Origin of the sequence: Nisaea denitrificans DSM 18348, from assembly GCF_000426505.1 — a bacterium.
GTDB lineage: Bacteria > Pseudomonadota > Alphaproteobacteria > Thalassobaculales > Thalassobaculaceae > Nisaea > Nisaea denitrificans.
Window position 1 is genome coordinate 25,970 of the sequence record NZ_AUFM01000015.1, and the last position, 16,542, is coordinate 42,511.

Sequence of the window (16,542 nt, forward strand, 5' to 3'; positions counted from 1 at the left end):
CAATCTCGGAGGCATACATGGCCCATCGCCTTTGCGCCCTGTTGGTGCTGCTGACGGCAGTCCTTTTGACTGGCCCGGCGCGCGCTGCGGATCTTGAAAACACGCTCTATCTCGACCTCGATTACGGACGGGTCGAAATCGAGTTGCGCCCCGATATTGCGCCGAAGCATGTAGCGCGGGTCAAAGAGTTGGCCCGCGAGGGCTTTTATGACGGCATCATCTTTCACCGGGTGATCGACGGCTTCATGGCTCAGACCGGTGATCCGACTGGCACCGGCATGGGCGGGTCCGGCCAGAAGCTGAAGGCAGAATTCAGCAATGCGCCTTTCGTGCGCGGCACCGTCGGCGCAGCTCGGGCACGCAATCCGAATAGCGCGGACAGCCAGTGGTTCATCTGCTTCACGGACTGCCAGAACCTCAACGGCCAATACACCGTTTGGGGCGTAGTCTCTAAAGGCATGGAATATGTCGACCAGATCAAGCGCGGCGAGCCGCCCCGCAACCCGGATCACATCGTGAAACTGCAGGTCGCCGCGGACGCTCAGTAAGTCCAACGCTCACCTCTTCCCAGAAACTCAGAGAAGGATCGAAACCTTGAGCGATCAGGAAAACACCCTCTTCATCGATCTCGACCACGGCCGCGTGGTCATCGAACTCAAACCCGACCTGGCCCCGAAGCATGTGGCACGGGTCAAGGAATTGGCTCGCGAGGGCTTTTATGACGGCATCGTCTTTCACCGGGTGATCGACGGCTTCATGGCACAGACCGGCGATCCGACCGGCACCGGCATGAGCGGCTCCGGCCAGAAGCTGGACGCCGAATTCTCCGACGCGCCGTTCCAGCGCGGTACCGTCGGCGCGGCTCGCTCGCAGAGCCCGAACAGCGCCGACAGCCAGTTCTTCATCTGCTTCAAGGACGCCCGTTTCCTCGACGGTCAGTACACCGTCTGGGGCGAAGTCACCGAAGGCATGGAATTCGTCGACATGATCAAGAAGGGCGAGCCGCCGGTCGACCCTGACAAGATGATCAAGGTCCAGGTCGCGGCAGACGCCGAATAACCTGAACCAACATCGCTCCAATCCAGGACCAGCCCGTCGGGCGGTCCTGGATCCGGCCTGGAAGAGCCTGGCTAAGAAGAACCCGCCTCAAAAAAACATCGCGTCTTCAAGCGGATTGCGGCCTTCGCGATCCTCGATTTCAAGCACCCAGATGTCCGGATCTATCCGCCGCTCATTCTCCAAAATCGCATCCGCGTCAGCTTCCGGCACAGGCTCCTCGCCTGTTCGCGACCGCCATTTCAAGTTGCCGTCCAGCTCACGGGCCAGCGCCAGGATGGTGAAGCCGGGCCCAAGCCGGTTGATCTTGAGATACACCGTACCCGCATCGTCATCCCCTGAGCGCACCACGGTCGCCATCAGGCCAAGCACCATGCACTGGCGCAATCCGGCCTGAACCAGCATTTTCGACTTGAGACGCGGTCCACTCATCGGCTATCCCCGGCGGTCGCTAAAATCTGCGGGCTTTCCGCAATTTTACTGATCGGTAAAAGCAGCAGGACTCCGACCGGTTTCTTTTTTAGACTACAGCCACGGATTGAAATCCGCGAACAGGCCCTAAGCGGCCTTAATAAACAGGGGTGGCACAAAATGAAACAGTGGGTAATCGCGGCGATCGCCGCAATCGGTATCGGCGCCGCTGCCGATGCCGCCGAGTTCAAGCCGGCCGTCGTATTCGATATGGGCGGTAAATTCGACAAGAGCTTCAATGAAGGCGTCTACGAAGGGGCCGAGCGTTTCGCCAAGGAATCCGGCGTCAAATATCTCGAATTCGAGGTGACCAACGAGACCCAGCGCGAGCAGGCGATCCGCCGCATGGCACGCAAGGGTGCCAATCCGATCCTCGGTGTCGGCTTCGCCCAGGGTCCGGCCATCGAGAAGATCGCCAAGGAATATCCGGACACCAGCTTCGCCATCATCGACAGCGTCGTCGATGTGCCGAACGTTCAGTCAATCGTGTTCAACGAGCATGAAGGCTCGTTCCTGGTCGGCGTGCTGGCGGCGAAAGCCTCCGAGACCGGCAAGCTCGGCTTTGTCGGTGGGATGGACATTCCGCTGATCCGCCGCTTTGCCTGCGGCTATGTCGGTGGCGCCCAGTGGGCGAACAAGGATGTCGAGGTTCTGCAGAACATGACCGGCAGCACCCCGGCCGCCTGGAACGATCCGACCAAAGGCGCAGAGCTTGCCCGCAGCCAGTTCGACCGCGGCGCGGACGTTGTCTTCGCAGCAGCCGGCTCCACCGGCCTCGGCGTGCTGCAGGCTGCAGAAGATGCGGGCAAGAAAGCCATCGGCGTCGACAGCAACCAGAACTACCTGCATCCGGGCACCATGCTGACCTCCATGCTGAAGCGCGTGGACATCGCCGCCTACAATGTCTTCAAGAGCGCCAAGGCGGGCGAACTGAAGCCGGGCATCAATGTCCTCGGTCTCGGCGAGAACGGTGTCGGCTGGGCGCTGGACGAGCATAACAAGGACATGATCAGCGACGAGATGAAAGCTGCGGTCGCAAAGGCCGAAGCGGGCATCAAGTCCGGCGAGATCAAGGTGCATGACTACATGGCCGACAATACCTGCCCGTACTAAAGGCCGCGCATCAGAAAACATGACCTCCGATCATCAACAGTCCATGGCGGGCGGCGGCGAGCCGCCCGCCATCGAGTTGAAGGGCATCAGCAAGAGTTTCGGACCGGTTCAGGCGAACCGGAACGTAACGCTGCGCGTCATGCCGGGCACAATCCACGGCATCGTCGGCGAGAACGGGGCGGGGAAATCGACCCTGATGTCGATCCTGTACGGCTTCTATCATGCCGATGCGGGGGAGATTCTGGTCGACGGCACACCGGTAACCATCGCCTCCAGCCGGGCCGCCATCGATCTCGGCATCGGCATGGTGCATCAGCACTTCATGCTGGTCGACACCATGAGCGTGCTCGACAATGTCATGCTCGGCTCCGAGGGCGGCGCTCTGCTCGACAAGGGGGAGCGGGCGGCACGGGCTGAGCTGGCGCGGCTGTCCCGGGATTACGGGCTGACCGTCGAACCAGACGCGCTTGTCGGCGACCTTTCGGTCGGCCAGCAGCAGCGGGTCGAAATCCTCAAGGCGCTCATCCGCGGCTGCCGCATCCTGGTACTGGACGAGCCGACCGGGGTGCTGACCCCGCAGGAAGCCGACCGGCTGTTCGAGATCCTGGATGCCCTCCGGGAGCGCGGCGTCACCATTATCCTGATCACCCACAAGCTGCGTGAGATCCTGGCCGCCACCGACAGCGTGTCGGTGATGCGTCTTGGGGAGATGGTCGCGCACCGGAAGACACCGAAGACCAGCGCCGAGGAGCTCGCCGAGCTGATGGTCGGCCGCAAGGTCCTGCTCCGCGTAGACAAGCCGGAGCCGAAAATCGGCGAGACCATCCTGCAGGCCGACAATGTCACCGTCACTGATGCACAGGACGTTGACCGCGTCAAAGCGGTGAGCTTCACGGTCCACGCGGGCGAGATCGTCGGCATCGCCGGCGTTGCCGGGAACGGGCAGAGCGAGTTGCTGCAGGCGCTGGCCGGTATCCAGCGACTCTCAGGTGGCTCTTTTTCGATAAACGGCACCCGCACGGTGTCCGCCGCGACACCCTACAATCCGCATGAGGCACGCGGTCTCGGCATCGCCCATGTGCCCGAAGACCGGCACCATATGGGGCTGGTCACCGCCTTCCCGGCGCATGAAAACCACATTCTCGGCCACCAGGACTGGGATCAGTACAACAACGGGCTGCTGCTGGACCGGGAAGCGGCCATCGCCGACTGTGCGGCGGAGATGGAGCGCTATGACGTCCGCCCACCGAACCCGCATCTCCCGGCAGCCAGTTTCTCCGGAGGGAACCAGCAAAAACTCGTGCTGGCCCGGGAGCTGGAAACCGAGCCGAAGCTGCTGCTGGTCGGCCAACCGACGCGCGGTGTCGATATCGGCGCCATCGAGTTCATCCACAACACCCTGGTCGCCATGCGCGACCAAGGCGCCGCGGTCTTGCTGGTATCCGTGGAGCTGGAGGAGATCATGTCTCTCTCCGACCGCATCCTCGTCATGTCCGACGGCCGTATCGTCGGCGAGATGATGGCCGCCGACGCGGACCCGCAACGGATCGGCCTGATGATGGCGAACATTTCAGAAGACGATGCCCCTCAGGGCAGTCCCGAGGGTGACAAAGCCGCATGAGCCAGCCGATAAAGCTCCCGAAATGGGTCGATGTCGGGGTTATCCCGGCTCTGAACATCCTCGCCGCGCTCGCGGTCTCCGCTCTTGTCATCCTGTCGCTCGGCGAAAACCCGATCGAAGCGCTGGACGTCATGCTTTACGGGGCTTTCGGCTATGATGAGGCCATCGGCTACACGCTTTATTACACGACCAATTTCATCTTCACCGGCCTTGCCGTCGCGGTCGCCTTCCATGCCGGGCTGTTCAATATCGGTGGCGAAGGGCAGGCCTATATCGGCGGGCTTGGTGTCGGGCTTGTCATCCTGGCGCTGGACGGGCTGCTGCCCTGGTACGCACTCCTGCCGCTGGCCATGCTCGGCGCCGCAGTCTTCGGCGGGATCTGGGCGGCGGTGCCGGGCTGGCTGCAGGCCTATCGCGGCAGCCACATCGTCATCACCACCATCATGTTCAACTTCATCGCCTCGGCGCTGATGGTCTATCTTTTGGTCAATGTGATGATCAAGCCGGGGCAAATGTCTCCCGAAAGCCGGGAATTCGCCGAAAGCGCCTGGCTGCCGATGGCGCACCAGATGTTCGCCGTCATCGGGATAGACGTCTCCCGCTCGCCGCTGAACCTCTCCTTTGTCCTTGCCCTGATCGCCTCCGTCCTCGTCGCCATCTTCATCTGGCGCACCCGGTGGGGCTATGCCATCCGCACGGTTGGCCGGAACGAGACGGCCGCGATCTATGCCGGGATCGATCCGAAGAAGACGATCTTCTGGACCATGGCACTTTCCGGAATGCTGGCCGGCATGGTCGGCATCAACGAGATCATGGGCGTGCAGCACAAGCTGCTGCTGAACTTCACCGCCGGATACGGCTTCACCGGCATCGCCGTCGCCCTGATGGGACGCAATCATCCGATCGGCATCGTGCTGGCCAGCCTGTTGTTCGGTACCCTCTATCAGGGTGGCGCGGAGCTCGACTTCGAGTTCGAGCAGATCACCCGCGACATGGTGATCGTCATCCAGGGCTTCATCATCCTGTTCTCCGGCGCGCTCGCCTACATGTTCAATCCGCTGGTGGCACGGCTGATCGGCCGGCTCATGCCGGCGCGGGGCTAGGGGGCGATCATGGCGGACACCTATCTCCTGATCCTGCTCACCCTCGACGCCACGCTGCGCGTCGCCACGCCGCTGATCCTGGCCGCCATGGCCGGTCTGTTCTCGGAACGCTCGGGCGTGATCGATATCGGACTTGAGGGCAAGATGCTGGCGGCCGCCTTTGCCGCCGCCGCGACCGCTGCCGTCACCGGCTCGGCATGGGCCGGGCTCGGCATGGGAATTTCCGTCTCCATCGGTCTGGCGCTGCTGCACGGATTTGCCTGCATCACCCACAGGGGCGATCAGGTGATCAGCGGCGTTGCCATCAATGTCGTGGCCGCCGGGCTGACAATCGTGCTCGGCATCGCCTGGTTCCATCAGGGTGGCCGGACGCCGACCCTCGATGCCTCCGCGCGCTTCACCGAACATGCCCTGCCTTTCGCGGATGCCGCACGCAGCATTCCGGTGATCGGGCCGCTCTATGCGGAAGTGATCAGCGGGCACAACATCCTCGTCTATCTCGCCCTTGCCGTCGTGCCGCTGACCTGGTGGGTGGTCTACCGCACCCGGTTCGGGTTGCGACTGCGGGCTGTCGGCGAAAACCCGGCAGCGGTCGATACTGCCGGGATCAGCGTCACCGGCCTCCGCTACAGCGCACTGGTGATCGCAGGGACCCTCTGCGGCATTGCCGGGACCTACCTCTCCACCGCCCATTCCGCCGCCTTCGTGCGCGACATGACGGCAGGCAAGGGATACATGGCGCTGGCGGCGATGATCTTCGGCAAGTGGAAGCCGGTGCCGACCCTGTTCGCCTGCCTGCTGTTCGGCTTTCTCGACGCCATGGCTGTCCGCCTGCAGGGCGTCGAGCTGCCGGTAATCGGCATCTTCCCGGTTCAGCTGCTGCAGGCCCTGCCCTATATCCTGACCGTCGTCCTGCTGGCCGGCTTCATCGGCAAGGCCATAGCACCGAAAGCCAGCGGCACCCCTTATGTGAAGGAGCGGACGTGACCCCTTACAGTATAGCGGCCAAGGCCATCCGCGCAGCTCTGCCGGGCCGAAGCGCCCGGATCGCGTTGGTGCTCGGCAGCGGGCTCGGCCCCGTCGCCGATGCGGTGGAAAACCCGGCCTCGGTTTCTTTCGACGACATCCCCGGCTTTCCGAAACCTGCTGTCGAAGGCCACCACGGCCGCCTGATCCATGGCACGCTTTCGGGCCGCGAAGTCTTCGTCCTGCAAGGCCGGGCGCATGCCTATGAAGGCCATCCGTTGTCCGATGTCGTTCTGCCGGTGCGGGCGCTGGCCCTGCTCGGTGTCGAGACGCTGGTACTGACCAACGCCGCCGGAAGTCTTCGGGAAGACATGGCGCCAGGCGGCCTGATGATGCTGACGGACCATATCAACTGGTCCGGCGCCAATCCGCTGATCGGCCCGAACGATCCGGCCCTCGGGCTGCGCTTCTTCGACATGACCCAGGCCTATGACATCGGCCTGCGGGACGTGCTCCGGCGCAGCGCCGAGGCGGAGGATGTGGCGCTGTATGAAGGCACCTACCTCTGGGCCCTCGGCCCGAACTTCGAAACCCCGGCGGAAATTCGGGCTTTCCGTATCCTCGGCGCCGACGCGGTCGGCATGTCGACGGTACCGGAAGTGCTAGCCGCCCGGCATGCGGGCCTCAAGGTTGCCGCAATTTCCGGTATAACCAATTTCGGCGCGGGTATGGTGGCGAACGAAATCCTCGATCACGAACATACGCTGGCACAGGGCGCGACGATCGCGGAATCCATGACCCGCCTGCTGCTGGAGTTTCTGAAGGATCCGATCCATGGCTGAATCTGGAAGCGAAGCCGCCCGTGCATTGTCCATGCTCGATCTGACCAGCCTTGGGGACGATGACACCCCGGCGTCGGTCGGCGCCATGCTGAAACGGGCCGTGACGCCCGCTGGTCCGGTCGCCGCCGTCTGCGTCTGGCCGGCATTCGTGGCGCAGGCCAAGAGCGCACTTGCCGGAACGACTGTCCGCGTTGCCACGGTCTCGAACTTCCCGCACGGCCGCCCGGATATCGCGGGCGCTGTCGCGGTTACGAAACAGGCCGTTGCCGATGGCGCGGACGAGGTGGACGTCGTCTGGCCTTATGACAGCTGGCTGAATGGCAATACCGCCATCGCCGGGGATCTTGTCAGCGCGTGCAAGAAAGCCTGCGGACCCGATGCACACCTCAAGGTCATTCTGGAAACAGGCCGGTTGCAGACCGCAAATGCCATCGCCGGCTCCAGCCGGGACGCGATTGCGGCCGGTGCGGATTTCATCAAGACCTCCACCGGCAAGACACCCGTCTCCGCCACTCTGGAAGCTGCCCATATCATGCTGGAAGCCATCCGGGAGAGCGGCAAGCCGGTCGGCCTGAAACCCTCCGGCGGCATTCGCACAACGGAGCAGGCCATTGCTTATCTGCGGCTCGCCGACAAGGTCATGGGACCGGGCTGGGCCACACCGGAGACGTTCCGTTTCGGTGCCAGCAGTCTGCTTGACGCTCTGTTGAAGACACTCGGGCACAAAGAGTGAGAGACTACCGCCATGCTGACCCAGGAAATCATCCGCAAGAAACGTGACCGCGCCACTCTCTCGGAGGCCGAGATTGCGACCTTTGTCGAGCGGATTACCAACGATGAAGCGAGCCCGGAACAGATTGCCGCCTTCGGCATGGCCGTCTTCCTGAATGGCATGGAAACCGAAGAGACCGTCGCCCTGACCCTGGCGATGCGGGACAGCGGTAATGTGATGGACTGGGATGCGGAAACGCTCGGCGGGCCGGTTCTGGACAAGCATTCGACCGGCGGGGTCGGCGACAAGGTCAGCCTGATGCTGGCCCCGATGGTCGCTGCCACCGGCGGCTTCGTGCCGATGATATCCGGACGCGGGCTCGGCCATACCGGCGGCACGCTGGATAAACTGGACTCAATCCGTGGCTACGAGACAGCGCCGTCAGTCTCCCGCTTCCGCAGAGCGGTCGAGCAGGCAGGCTGCGCCATCATCGGCCAAACTGAAGATCTGGCCCCGGCGGACAGGCGCTTCTATGCCGTGCGGGACGTGACGGCGACAGTGGAATCCATCCCCCTTATCACAGCCTCGATCCTCTCCAAGAAACTCGCCGCCGGGCTGCAGGGCCTCGCCATGGATGTGAAGACCGGCTCCGGTGCCTTCATGGAAACGCTCGACGGCTCCCGCGCCCTTGCCCGCTCCATCGTCGATGTAGCGAACGGCGCCGGACTGCCGGCCACCGCAATCATCACGGACATGAATCAGGTGCTCGGCCACAGTGCCGGCAATGCCGTGGAAGTGCGCGAGACCATCGATTACCTCACCGGCGAACGGCGCGACGACCGTCTGCATGAGGTTGTAATCGCGCTCGGCGCGGAAATGCTGGTCACCGGCGGACTCGCACCGGATCGGGAGAGCGCCCGGGAAAAATTGCTGCGCACCCTCGCCTCCGGCGCGGCGGCCGAACGGTTCGAGCGCATGGTCTCCTGCCTTGGCGGGCCGACCCATCTGTTGCGCGACACCAAAGCTCTTGCCAAGGCTACGCATGTTGTTGCTGTCCATGCCGACCGCACCGGAACGGTGACGGCAATCGACACCCGTCGCATCGGCCTCGCCGTGGTCGAGCTTGGCGGCGGACGGCAGCGGGCGGAGGACCGGATCGATCATTCTGTGGGACTGACCGAAATCGCCGGGCTCGGCGATACCGTCGACGGCGAGCAGCCGCTGGCGGTCGTTCATGCGAAGGACGAGGAGGACGCCGCCCGCGCGGCCGAAACACTGAAGCAGGCTTTCAGCATCGGCAATGGTACGCCGGATGAGGCCTCCCCCATTATCGAGATCGTCACCTGATGGCCCGGGCATTCCTCATCGTTCTCGATTCCGTCGGCATCGGCGGCGCCCCCGATGCCGAGGCGTTTGGGGATACCGGCTCGAATACAGTCGGCCATATCGCGGAAGCCTGCGCTGACGGACGCGGAGACAACGAACAGCGCTCCGGTCCTCTTTGCCTTCCCAATCTCTGCCGGATCGGACTCGGAAGTGCGCTCGAAGCCAGTACGGGAAAGCCCGCGCCCGGCCTGACAGCGGCCTCGCCGGAGGCAAGCTGGGGATATGCCTCGGAGATCAGTAACGGCAAGGACACACCGAGCGGGCACTGGGAGCTGACCGGTGTGCCGGTCAGCTTTGACTGGGGATATTTCCCGGAAACCGAACCCTGCTTCCCGCGCGACCTGATGGAGCGGCTGATGGAGGCCGCCGATCTGCCCGGCTGGCTCGGCGACCGGCATGCCAGCGGCACTGTCATCATCGAGGAGCTTGGCGAAGAACACATCCGCACCGGCAAGCCGATTTTCTATACGTCCGCCGACAGCGTGATGCAGATCGCTGCACACGAGGAACATTTCGGGCTCGACCGGCTACTGCGTCTCTGCGAGACGGCGCGCGATCTTGTCGACCCGCTGAAAATCGGCCGGGTGATCGCCCGCCCCTTTGTCGGAGAAGACAGCGCCAGTTTCCGGCGCACCGCCAACCGCCGCGATTATTCGGTACTGCCGCCTGCTCCGACACTGCTGAAACGCCAAACGGATCGTGGCGGCTCTGTCATCTCCATCGGCAAGATCGGCGACATCTTCGCCCATGACGGCACCGGCCGGGAGGTCAAGGCACCGGATAATGATGCGATGTTCGACCTGCTCCTAAAGGAGACACGCGCTGCCGGGTCCGATAGCCTTATAGTCGTCAATTTCGTCGATTTCGATGTGCATTTCGGCCACCGCCGCAATCCGGCTGGATATGCCGCAGCGCTTGAGGCCTTCGACCGGCGCCTGCCGGAATTCGAAGCCCTGCTTGGCCCCGGCGATCTGGCCGTCATCACTGCCGACCATGGTTGCGATCCGACCTGGCGCGGCACAGACCATACGCGTGAGAATGTCCCTGTGCTGGCCCTCGGCGGTGCCAGACCCGATGTCGCCTTCGGGCATCTCTCCAGCTTCGCCGATGTCGGCCAGACATTGGCACGGCATCTCGGGATAAACGATATGCCGCACGGCCAGTCTTTCGGCCAGGCGGCGTAGGGGACCAGCGATGAAAATGTTACGGGACCTGATCCTTATCGCCATGATCGCCGCCGGCGGCATTGGCGGCTCCCAGATCCCGCAACTCGTCCAGGAATATGAACAGCGCCTCGGCGGCGCGCGGGACGAGGCCATGGCCGCGCACAAGAAGGACGTTGAGGATGCAGGCGCCTTCGGCCTGTCCCTCAAGGAATTCGCGGACCGGTACCGGGCGTCGGAGGATGAAGCGATCCGGTCCGGGGCCGACAACATGCTGCGCCGGCGCGACCGGGCCGAGGCGCTCGACGAGGCGCTCGTCGAGCTCGCCAAAGCGCCCTACATGATGCGTCCCTGGATCGCTTTCCAGCATCTCGATCCCGTGGTCGGCCCCGCCACATGGCAGGCCTTCAAGCCGACACTGACAATCGATCCGAGATTTGCCATCGTCGGCGTTCTGGTTGCCTGGATTTTGCACGCCCTGTTGGCCCTGATCTGGCGTCTGGTCCTCAGACGGCCATACCGGGAACGGCGCCGCTTCGACCGCCGCCGTGCCTGATCCGCTTGAAATTCTTGTCACGCGGATTTCCGCCTGCCGCAGCTGCGCCGACCATTTGCCCCTCGGCCCGCGCCCCGTCGTGGTGCCGCGTCCCGGCGCCCGCATCCTGATTGTCGGCCAGGCGCCCGGCACCCGGGTGCACGAGAGCGGTATTCCCTGGAACGACCGCTCAGGCGACCGGCTGCGGGAATGGATGGGGCTGGATCGGGAGACTTTCTACACCTCCGAGCGGATCGCCATCATGCCGATGGGCTTCTGCTATCCCGGCGTGCTGCCCAATGGCGGGGACGCGCCGCCAAGACCTGAATGCGCACCGCAATGGCATGAGGAACTGCTCTGCCACATGCCGCGGATAGATCTGATGATCCTGGCCGGCATGTATGCCCAGAAACATTATCTCGGGAAGGCGCGAAAGAAGACCCTGACGGAAACCGTCCGGAGCTGGCGCGACTATGCACCACTCTATCTGCCGATGCCGCACCCGAGTTGGCGCAGCGGCAATATCCTTAAGAAAAATCCCTGGATCGAGGGCGAGATCCTGCCGCACCTCCAGGCGGAAGTGGCGCGGCTCATCCGGTAGGCGGCATGCCTAAAGGCTGGAGCGCTTCAGCTTCGGCTTTTTCAGGCCGAGCTTGGTCTCACGATAGAGGATGAAGAGGCCTGCGCAGCAAATAATGCTTGCGCCCGCGATCACCTGGTTCGACGGGATATTGCCGAACACCAGATAGCCGAGGGTCGCGGCCCAGAGCATGGCCGTGTAGTCGAACGGAGCGATCACGGAAGTCGGCGCCTGACGGAAGGCTTCCGTCATGAACATCTGCGCGACACCGCCGATCACGCCTACCCCGATCAGCAAGGCGAGATCGACAAAGGTCGGCGTCACCCATTCGAACGGCATGATGGCGCCGCCGACAATCACGCCCGCGAGGGTGAAATAGAACACCGTCGCCGCGCTCCGGTCGATGCTGCCGAGCTTGCGCATGACCACCATGATGGAGCCATAGGCAAAAGCCGCGGCCAGCGCGAGCAGAGCATAAAGGCTGACCCCGCTGCCATCCGGTGCGGCGGCCAGCGCTACACCGGCGAAACCGGTCAGCACGGCGGCGAGCCGCTTGATGCCGACTTTCTCACCCAGAAACGGGATGGCCAGCAACGTGCCGAACAGCGGTGCGGAGAAGCTGATTGTGACGTAGGTCGCGAAATCCATCTGGGAGAGCGCGTAGAAGCCTGCGAACATGGAGACGACACCGACGGACGCCCGGATGAACTGCAGGTCGGGCCGCCTGGTCAGCAGCGCGCGCCAGCCGCCTTGTGCCGGGAGATAGAGGAATAACGGCAGCAGCGCCGGCAAGCTCCGGAAAAAGATGATCTGCGATGTCGGATAGGAGTCGCCAAGGCCCTTGACCAGAATACCCATGATCGCGAACAGGAAGACGGCGGTGAGCTGGCAGGCAATGCCGCGCCCATATCCGGCAGAGGCGACAACAACGGGAAGAGCGGCAGGCATCAGATAGACTTCCGGACGCGGAAACAATCTGTTCACGCTACGCCCGCAACCACCGATTGAGGCATGCAAAAAACGACTATCTGACGGCTAAGGAATCGATAACGCCTTAATAAATCTATAATTTTTGTCGCATGTGAAACACCCAGTCGGATTCAGAGCATTTTCAGGCGAGGCGAAATAGCGGCCGCAACCTGACCCCGATCACGTTCCCCGCCATCGCCACGAAGATCCAGACCCAGCCATGCAGGCTGGTCGAGGATATACCTGCGAAGAATGCCCCGATATTGCAGCCATAGGCCAGCCGGGCACCGTAGCCGAGCATAAGCCCGCCAATAACAGCCGCGATAAACGGACGCCAGCCCATGCGCAGGTTCGGCGCGATCTTTCCCGCAAGGGATGCCGCCATCCCGGCGCCGAGAATGATCGCGATATTCATCAGCGACGTTGCTTCCATCAACAGATCCGCACGCAGCGCGCCCTGCCGCCAGGCCGGTGTCCAGAAACTGCTGCTTGCCGGGTCCCAGCCAAGCGCCATTGCGGCCTTGGCACCCCACAGCGTGAAGCCCCAGGTCACCCCCCAGGGGAAACCCTTTGCCAGCAAGGTGGCAAAGCCGAGCAGCGCCAGCATGATCGCGCCCAGCAGCAACGGCCAGGGACCATGAACGAGAGTCCGCCAGTTCAGCGCCGTCGCTCCGCCCCATAGCGGCTGCCTGATCCGCGCACCCCAAAGCCAGAGAGCGCCGAGAATGGCGCCAAGCATCGCAAGCTGGATTGCGACGCCGCCCACATAGCCGAACTCCCGGCCGAGAGAGACCGCACCCAGACTGGGCAGCGTGCGCCAGAACGGCAGGTCGAGCGAGCCCCAGAAGGATCCGGCACAGAAGAACACCAGCACCACGACCATCCGGACATTGCCGCTGCCGGCGGTAAAGAGCGTTCCGGAGGCGCAGCCGCCCGCGAGCTGCATGCCGAGACCGAAGATGAAAGCGCCGGTAACAAGGGAGACATTGAGCGGCGCGATCGCCGGGCCCGCCTTCAGACCGAAGGCACCGCCCGCGCTCAGCACCGGCGCGAACAGTATCATGGCGATGGCAAGCATGACCGCCTGGGCGACGATACCGCTCAGATCACGCTCCACCAGCAGCTTGCGATACGCGCCGGTAAAACCGAACGCGGCGTGATACAGCGCGACGCCGAGCCCGCAGCCGATCGCCAGCATGGAGAAACGGCGCCAGTCCGCATACTGCAAATGCAGGACGGCAATGGCTACAGCCGCACAAGCGAAGATCAGGAAGAGCGGGCGTTGCGTAACCGGGAGAGACGGAACGGCAATGGTCATGACTGCATCAGCTCAGCTGTTGGTTTTCGCAGCGGAAATAATGGCCTCCACATCCGCGTCCAGTTCCGCTCCAAGCACATCAAGGTCCGGTACTTCATAGGCGCCGAAAACATGGGACGGCAGGCGGTACGTCACCTCTGCCGTGCCGTCGCCGGCCTCCGTTACATAGACGCGGATCGGCGCCTCAATCCCCGCCGCTTCCGAGGCGGCGAGCATACGCACTGCGTAGGCCGGTTTAAAGAAGAAGAATACCCGGTTGCCAGGGACCGTCACTCCCTGGGATTTGGCAGCACATGTCGCGCAGGCAATCCCGACGATGTTAAATCCTTTGGCCTTGATCGCGCCGGACAATGCTTTGATGAACGGGATAAAGGGTTTTCCCGTGGCAATGGTTTCCGTGCCGGAGTAAGGCGCCTGCACCGCCGCATGGGCCGGTGCTACGGCCAACCCGAGCGTGACGCAAAGTGCGAGCAGAACTAGACGCAACCGAACCATGTCTTTTCTCCCTGACCGTTATCTTTGGCCGGGGTGACACAGATTGGTGCTCTCGGGAAATGAACACCCCGTGACGGCCGGGCCGCCGTCGCTCTATTGCAGCAACCGCGGTGCCGGAATATCCGCCCGCGCACTGACCTCCGACGCAACCGGTCCCGACTGGTGGTGGATCAGCACCCAGTCGGCGCTCTCGAAGGCGAAAATGTTCGTCGCGGTCAGGGTTTCGTTGCCGTGCCGCTCGAAGCACACGACAAGGGCCAGATCTTCGCTCAGGAAATGAGCCTTCGGCTCCAGGCATTCCAGCGAGGAGCGGACCGGGCTGGACAGGATACGCACCCAGCTCTCGATCACGGCCTCCCGGCCGAAAAGCGGCGTGCCGCCCGGATGGATGCAACTCACATGCATTTCCGAGGCCCACAGGCTTTCCATCGCCGCCAGATCACGGGTGGTGAAGGCCGTGTAGAAAGCCTCGTTCCGCATCAATATCTCTGCCTGCCGGGCCCGGCTCATGGTCTGTCGCCTTGATGTTACACGCCTCGGGAGCGGACCTCAGTAGGTCGCGCGCCCGCCCGAACAATCGAATACGCCACCGGTGCTGAAGCTGCAATCCTCGGAGCTCAACCAGGTCACGAGATTTGCGATTTCCTCGACCTGACCGAACCGCTTCATCGGAATTTTCGAGAGCATGAAATCGATATGCTCCTCGGTCATCTGGTCGAAGATATCGGTCTTCACCGCCGCCGGGGTAACGCAGTTCACGGTGACACCGGTTTCTGCCAGCTCCTTGCCGAGAGACTTGGTCAGGCCGATCACGCCGGCCTTGGCCGCGCTGTAGGCAGGCGCGTTGGGATTGCCTTCCTTGCCGGCGACAGAGGCGATATTGACGATGCGCCCGTAATCGTTGCGCAGCATGTAGGGCACCGCTGCCCGGCAGCACAGGAAAGTGCCGTTCAGATCGATATCGATCACCTGGCGCCAGTCGGCGACGCCATATTGCCAGGTCGGCACGTTAGGGCCGGTGATGCCGGCGCTGTTGACCATGATGTCGAGGCGCCCGAACTCCCGCTCGACCTCCGCCGCCGATCGGTCAACGGCGGAATCATTTGTGATGTCCACCACGGAGGTATGGATGTTGCCACCCAGTTCCGCCGCGGTTTCCGCCAGCTTGTCCCCATCCGTGTCCCATAGGCTGACGGACGCTCCGGAGGCGGCAAGACGGGCTGCAACCGCCTTGCCGATACCGCGTGCACCGCCGGTGACCACGGCGGCACGTTTTGCAAAATCGTAACTCACCATGGCCAACTTCCCCGTTCGGCTGTCTTAGCTGTCGGCAACGCAGGTCTGGCGCTGAACGCCGAGACCGTCGATACCGAGTTCGACCACATCGCCGGCCTTCAGATATTTCGGGTCCGGCTTGAAACCCATGCCGACGCCTGGCGGGGTGCCGGTCGGGATCACGTCGCCCGGCTCCAGGGTGAAGAACTGGCTGAGATAATGCACCAGGAAGGCCGGGCCATAGACCATGGTGTTGGTGTTGCCGTCCTGCCGTGTCTCGCCATTGACCTTTGCCCAAATGCCAAGCGCCTGCGGGTTCGGGATCTCGTCCTTTGTCACCATCCACGGGCCGGTCGGGCCGAACGTGTCGCAGCTCTTGCCCTTGGTCCACTGGCCGGAACGCTCCGCCTGGAATTCACGCTCGGAGACGTCGTTCACCACACAGAAACCGGCGACATAATCCAGCGCATCGACTTCGGAGACATATTTCGCCTTCTTGCCGATGACGATGCCCAGTTCAACCTCGTAATCCAGCTTCTTCGAGCCACGCGGCACGACAGTGTCGTCGTTCGGACCGCAGATCGCGGAGGTGGCCTTCATGAAGATGATTGGCTCCGGCGGCACGTCCATGCCAGACTCGGCGGCGTGATCGCTGTAGTTCAGACCGACGCAGATCATCTTGCCGACCTTGCCGACGCAGGCGCCGAGACGCGGGTCACCGGCAACAACGGGCAGAGACGCGATGTCCGCCGCCTTGATTTTCGCCAGACCCTCGGGGCTGAGCGCCACGCCGTCGATATCGCCGACAATGCCGGAGAGATCGCGGATCTTCCCGTCGGCATCCAGAATTCCCGGCTTTTCGGCACCCGGCGCGCCATACCGCAACAGCTTCATGAGGGTCGTCCCTTCCCTTAGGTTTTCTCATTTGGTGGCGGCG

The 16,542-nt window shown here is 63.1% G+C and carries 19 protein-coding genes; 12 read left to right on the forward strand and 7 right to left on the reverse strand.

Features of this window, described 5'->3' with window-relative positions; all coding sequences use genetic code 11:
* Nucleotides 1-17 precede the first annotated feature (17 nt).
* Entirely contained in the window at nucleotides 18-548 is a 531-nt protein-coding gene (locus tag K328_RS0110525) for a peptidylprolyl isomerase (protein ID WP_036553861.1), read from the forward strand.
* 46 nt (nucleotides 549-594) lie between these two features.
* Complete coding sequence (locus tag K328_RS0110530; protein ID WP_245577482.1) at nucleotides 595-1,059, forward strand: peptidylprolyl isomerase; 465 nt, start codon at nucleotides 595-597, stop codon at nucleotides 1,057-1,059.
* 87 nt (nucleotides 1,060-1,146) lie between these two features.
* Here K328_RS0110530 and K328_RS0110535 read toward each other — a convergent pair whose 3' ends face one another.
* Entirely contained in the window at nucleotides 1,147-1,488 is a 342-nt protein-coding gene (locus K328_RS0110535) for a DUF1491 family protein (RefSeq protein ID WP_028465946.1), read from the reverse strand.
* Between the two features lie 159 nt (nucleotides 1,489-1,647).
* Here K328_RS0110535 and K328_RS0110540 point away from each other — a divergent pair, with 159 nt between their 5' ends.
* From K328_RS0110540 to K328_RS0110585, 10 genes are read left to right on the forward strand one after another with little or no spacing between them, the layout of a single operon-like run.
* Nucleotides 1,648-2,640, forward strand: a complete 993-nt coding sequence (locus K328_RS0110540) for a BMP family lipoprotein (RefSeq protein ID WP_028465947.1) — start codon at nucleotides 1,648-1,650, stop codon at nucleotides 2,638-2,640.
* A gap of 19 nt (nucleotides 2,641-2,659) precedes the next feature.
* On the forward strand, nucleotides 2,660-4,261 hold the full coding sequence (locus K328_RS23490; protein WP_245577484.1) for an ABC transporter ATP-binding protein: 1,602 nt from the start codon (nucleotides 2,660-2,662) through the stop codon (nucleotides 4,259-4,261).
* On the forward strand, nucleotides 4,258-5,364 hold the full coding sequence (locus K328_RS0110550) for an ABC transporter permease (RefSeq protein ID WP_028465948.1): 1,107 nt from the start codon (nucleotides 4,258-4,260) through the stop codon (nucleotides 5,362-5,364). The genes K328_RS23490 and K328_RS0110550 overlap by 4 nt, the downstream gene beginning before the upstream one ends.
* 9 nt (nucleotides 5,365-5,373) lie before the next feature.
* Nucleotides 5,374-6,351 (forward strand): ABC transporter permease, encoded by a 978-nt coding sequence (locus K328_RS26655; RefSeq protein WP_028465949.1) that lies wholly within the window; start codon nucleotides 5,374-5,376, stop codon nucleotides 6,349-6,351.
* On the forward strand, nucleotides 6,348-7,172 hold the full coding sequence (locus K328_RS26660; protein ID WP_028465950.1) for a purine-nucleoside phosphorylase: 825 nt from the start codon (nucleotides 6,348-6,350) through the stop codon (nucleotides 7,170-7,172). Before K328_RS26655 ends, K328_RS26660 begins: the two co-directional genes overlap by 4 nt.
* Nucleotides 7,165-7,905, forward strand: coding sequence for a deoxyribose-phosphate aldolase (gene deoC, locus K328_RS0110565; RefSeq protein WP_028465951.1), 741 nt, complete (start codon nucleotides 7,165-7,167; stop codon nucleotides 7,903-7,905). The genes K328_RS26660 and deoC overlap by 8 nt, the downstream gene beginning before the upstream one ends.
* Nucleotides 7,906-7,917: 12 nt before the next feature.
* Entirely contained in the window at nucleotides 7,918-9,231 is a 1,314-nt protein-coding gene (gene deoA / locus K328_RS0110570; RefSeq protein ID WP_028465952.1) for a thymidine phosphorylase, read from the forward strand.
* Nucleotides 9,231-10,454 (forward strand): phosphopentomutase, encoded by a 1,224-nt coding sequence (locus tag K328_RS0110575; protein ID WP_028465953.1) that lies wholly within the window; start codon nucleotides 9,231-9,233, stop codon nucleotides 10,452-10,454. Before deoA ends, K328_RS0110575 begins: the two co-directional genes overlap by 1 nt.
* 10 nt (nucleotides 10,455-10,464) lie before the next feature.
* Complete coding sequence (locus K328_RS0110580) at nucleotides 10,465-10,989, forward strand: DUF2937 family protein (RefSeq protein WP_028465954.1); 525 nt, start codon at nucleotides 10,465-10,467, stop codon at nucleotides 10,987-10,989.
* Entirely contained in the window at nucleotides 10,982-11,569 is a 588-nt protein-coding gene (locus K328_RS0110585; RefSeq protein WP_028465955.1) for a uracil-DNA glycosylase family protein, read from the forward strand. Before K328_RS0110580 ends, K328_RS0110585 begins: the two co-directional genes overlap by 8 nt.
* 9 nt (nucleotides 11,570-11,578) lie before the next feature.
* Here K328_RS0110585 and K328_RS23495 read toward each other — a convergent pair whose 3' ends face one another.
* From K328_RS23495 to K328_RS0110615, 6 genes are all read right to left on the reverse strand, one after another.
* Entirely contained in the window at nucleotides 11,579-12,496 is a 918-nt protein-coding gene (locus tag K328_RS23495; protein ID WP_156901267.1) for a DMT family transporter, read from the reverse strand.
* Between the two features lie 163 nt (nucleotides 12,497-12,659).
* Nucleotides 12,660-13,835 (reverse strand): YeeE/YedE family protein, encoded by a 1,176-nt coding sequence (locus K328_RS23500; RefSeq protein ID WP_051284786.1) that lies wholly within the window; start codon nucleotides 13,833-13,835, stop codon nucleotides 12,660-12,662.
* Nucleotides 13,836-13,847: 12 nt separating this feature from the next.
* Nucleotides 13,848-14,330: a DUF302 domain-containing protein gene (locus K328_RS0110600; RefSeq protein ID WP_028465956.1), complete on the reverse strand. Its 483-nt coding sequence runs from the start codon at nucleotides 14,328-14,330 to the stop codon at nucleotides 13,848-13,850.
* A 93-nt stretch (nucleotides 14,331-14,423) separates the two neighbouring features.
* Entirely contained in the window at nucleotides 14,424-14,840 is a 417-nt protein-coding gene (locus K328_RS0110605) for a nuclear transport factor 2 family protein (protein WP_028465957.1), read from the reverse strand.
* A 39-nt stretch (nucleotides 14,841-14,879) separates the two neighbouring features.
* Nucleotides 14,880-15,626 (reverse strand): SDR family NAD(P)-dependent oxidoreductase, encoded by a 747-nt coding sequence (locus tag K328_RS0110610; RefSeq protein WP_028465958.1) that lies wholly within the window; start codon nucleotides 15,624-15,626, stop codon nucleotides 14,880-14,882.
* Between the two features lie 24 nt (nucleotides 15,627-15,650).
* Nucleotides 15,651-16,499: a fumarylacetoacetate hydrolase family protein gene (locus K328_RS0110615; protein ID WP_028465959.1), complete on the reverse strand. Its 849-nt coding sequence runs from the start codon at nucleotides 16,497-16,499 to the stop codon at nucleotides 15,651-15,653.
* Nucleotides 16,500-16,542: the final 43 nt, after the last annotated feature.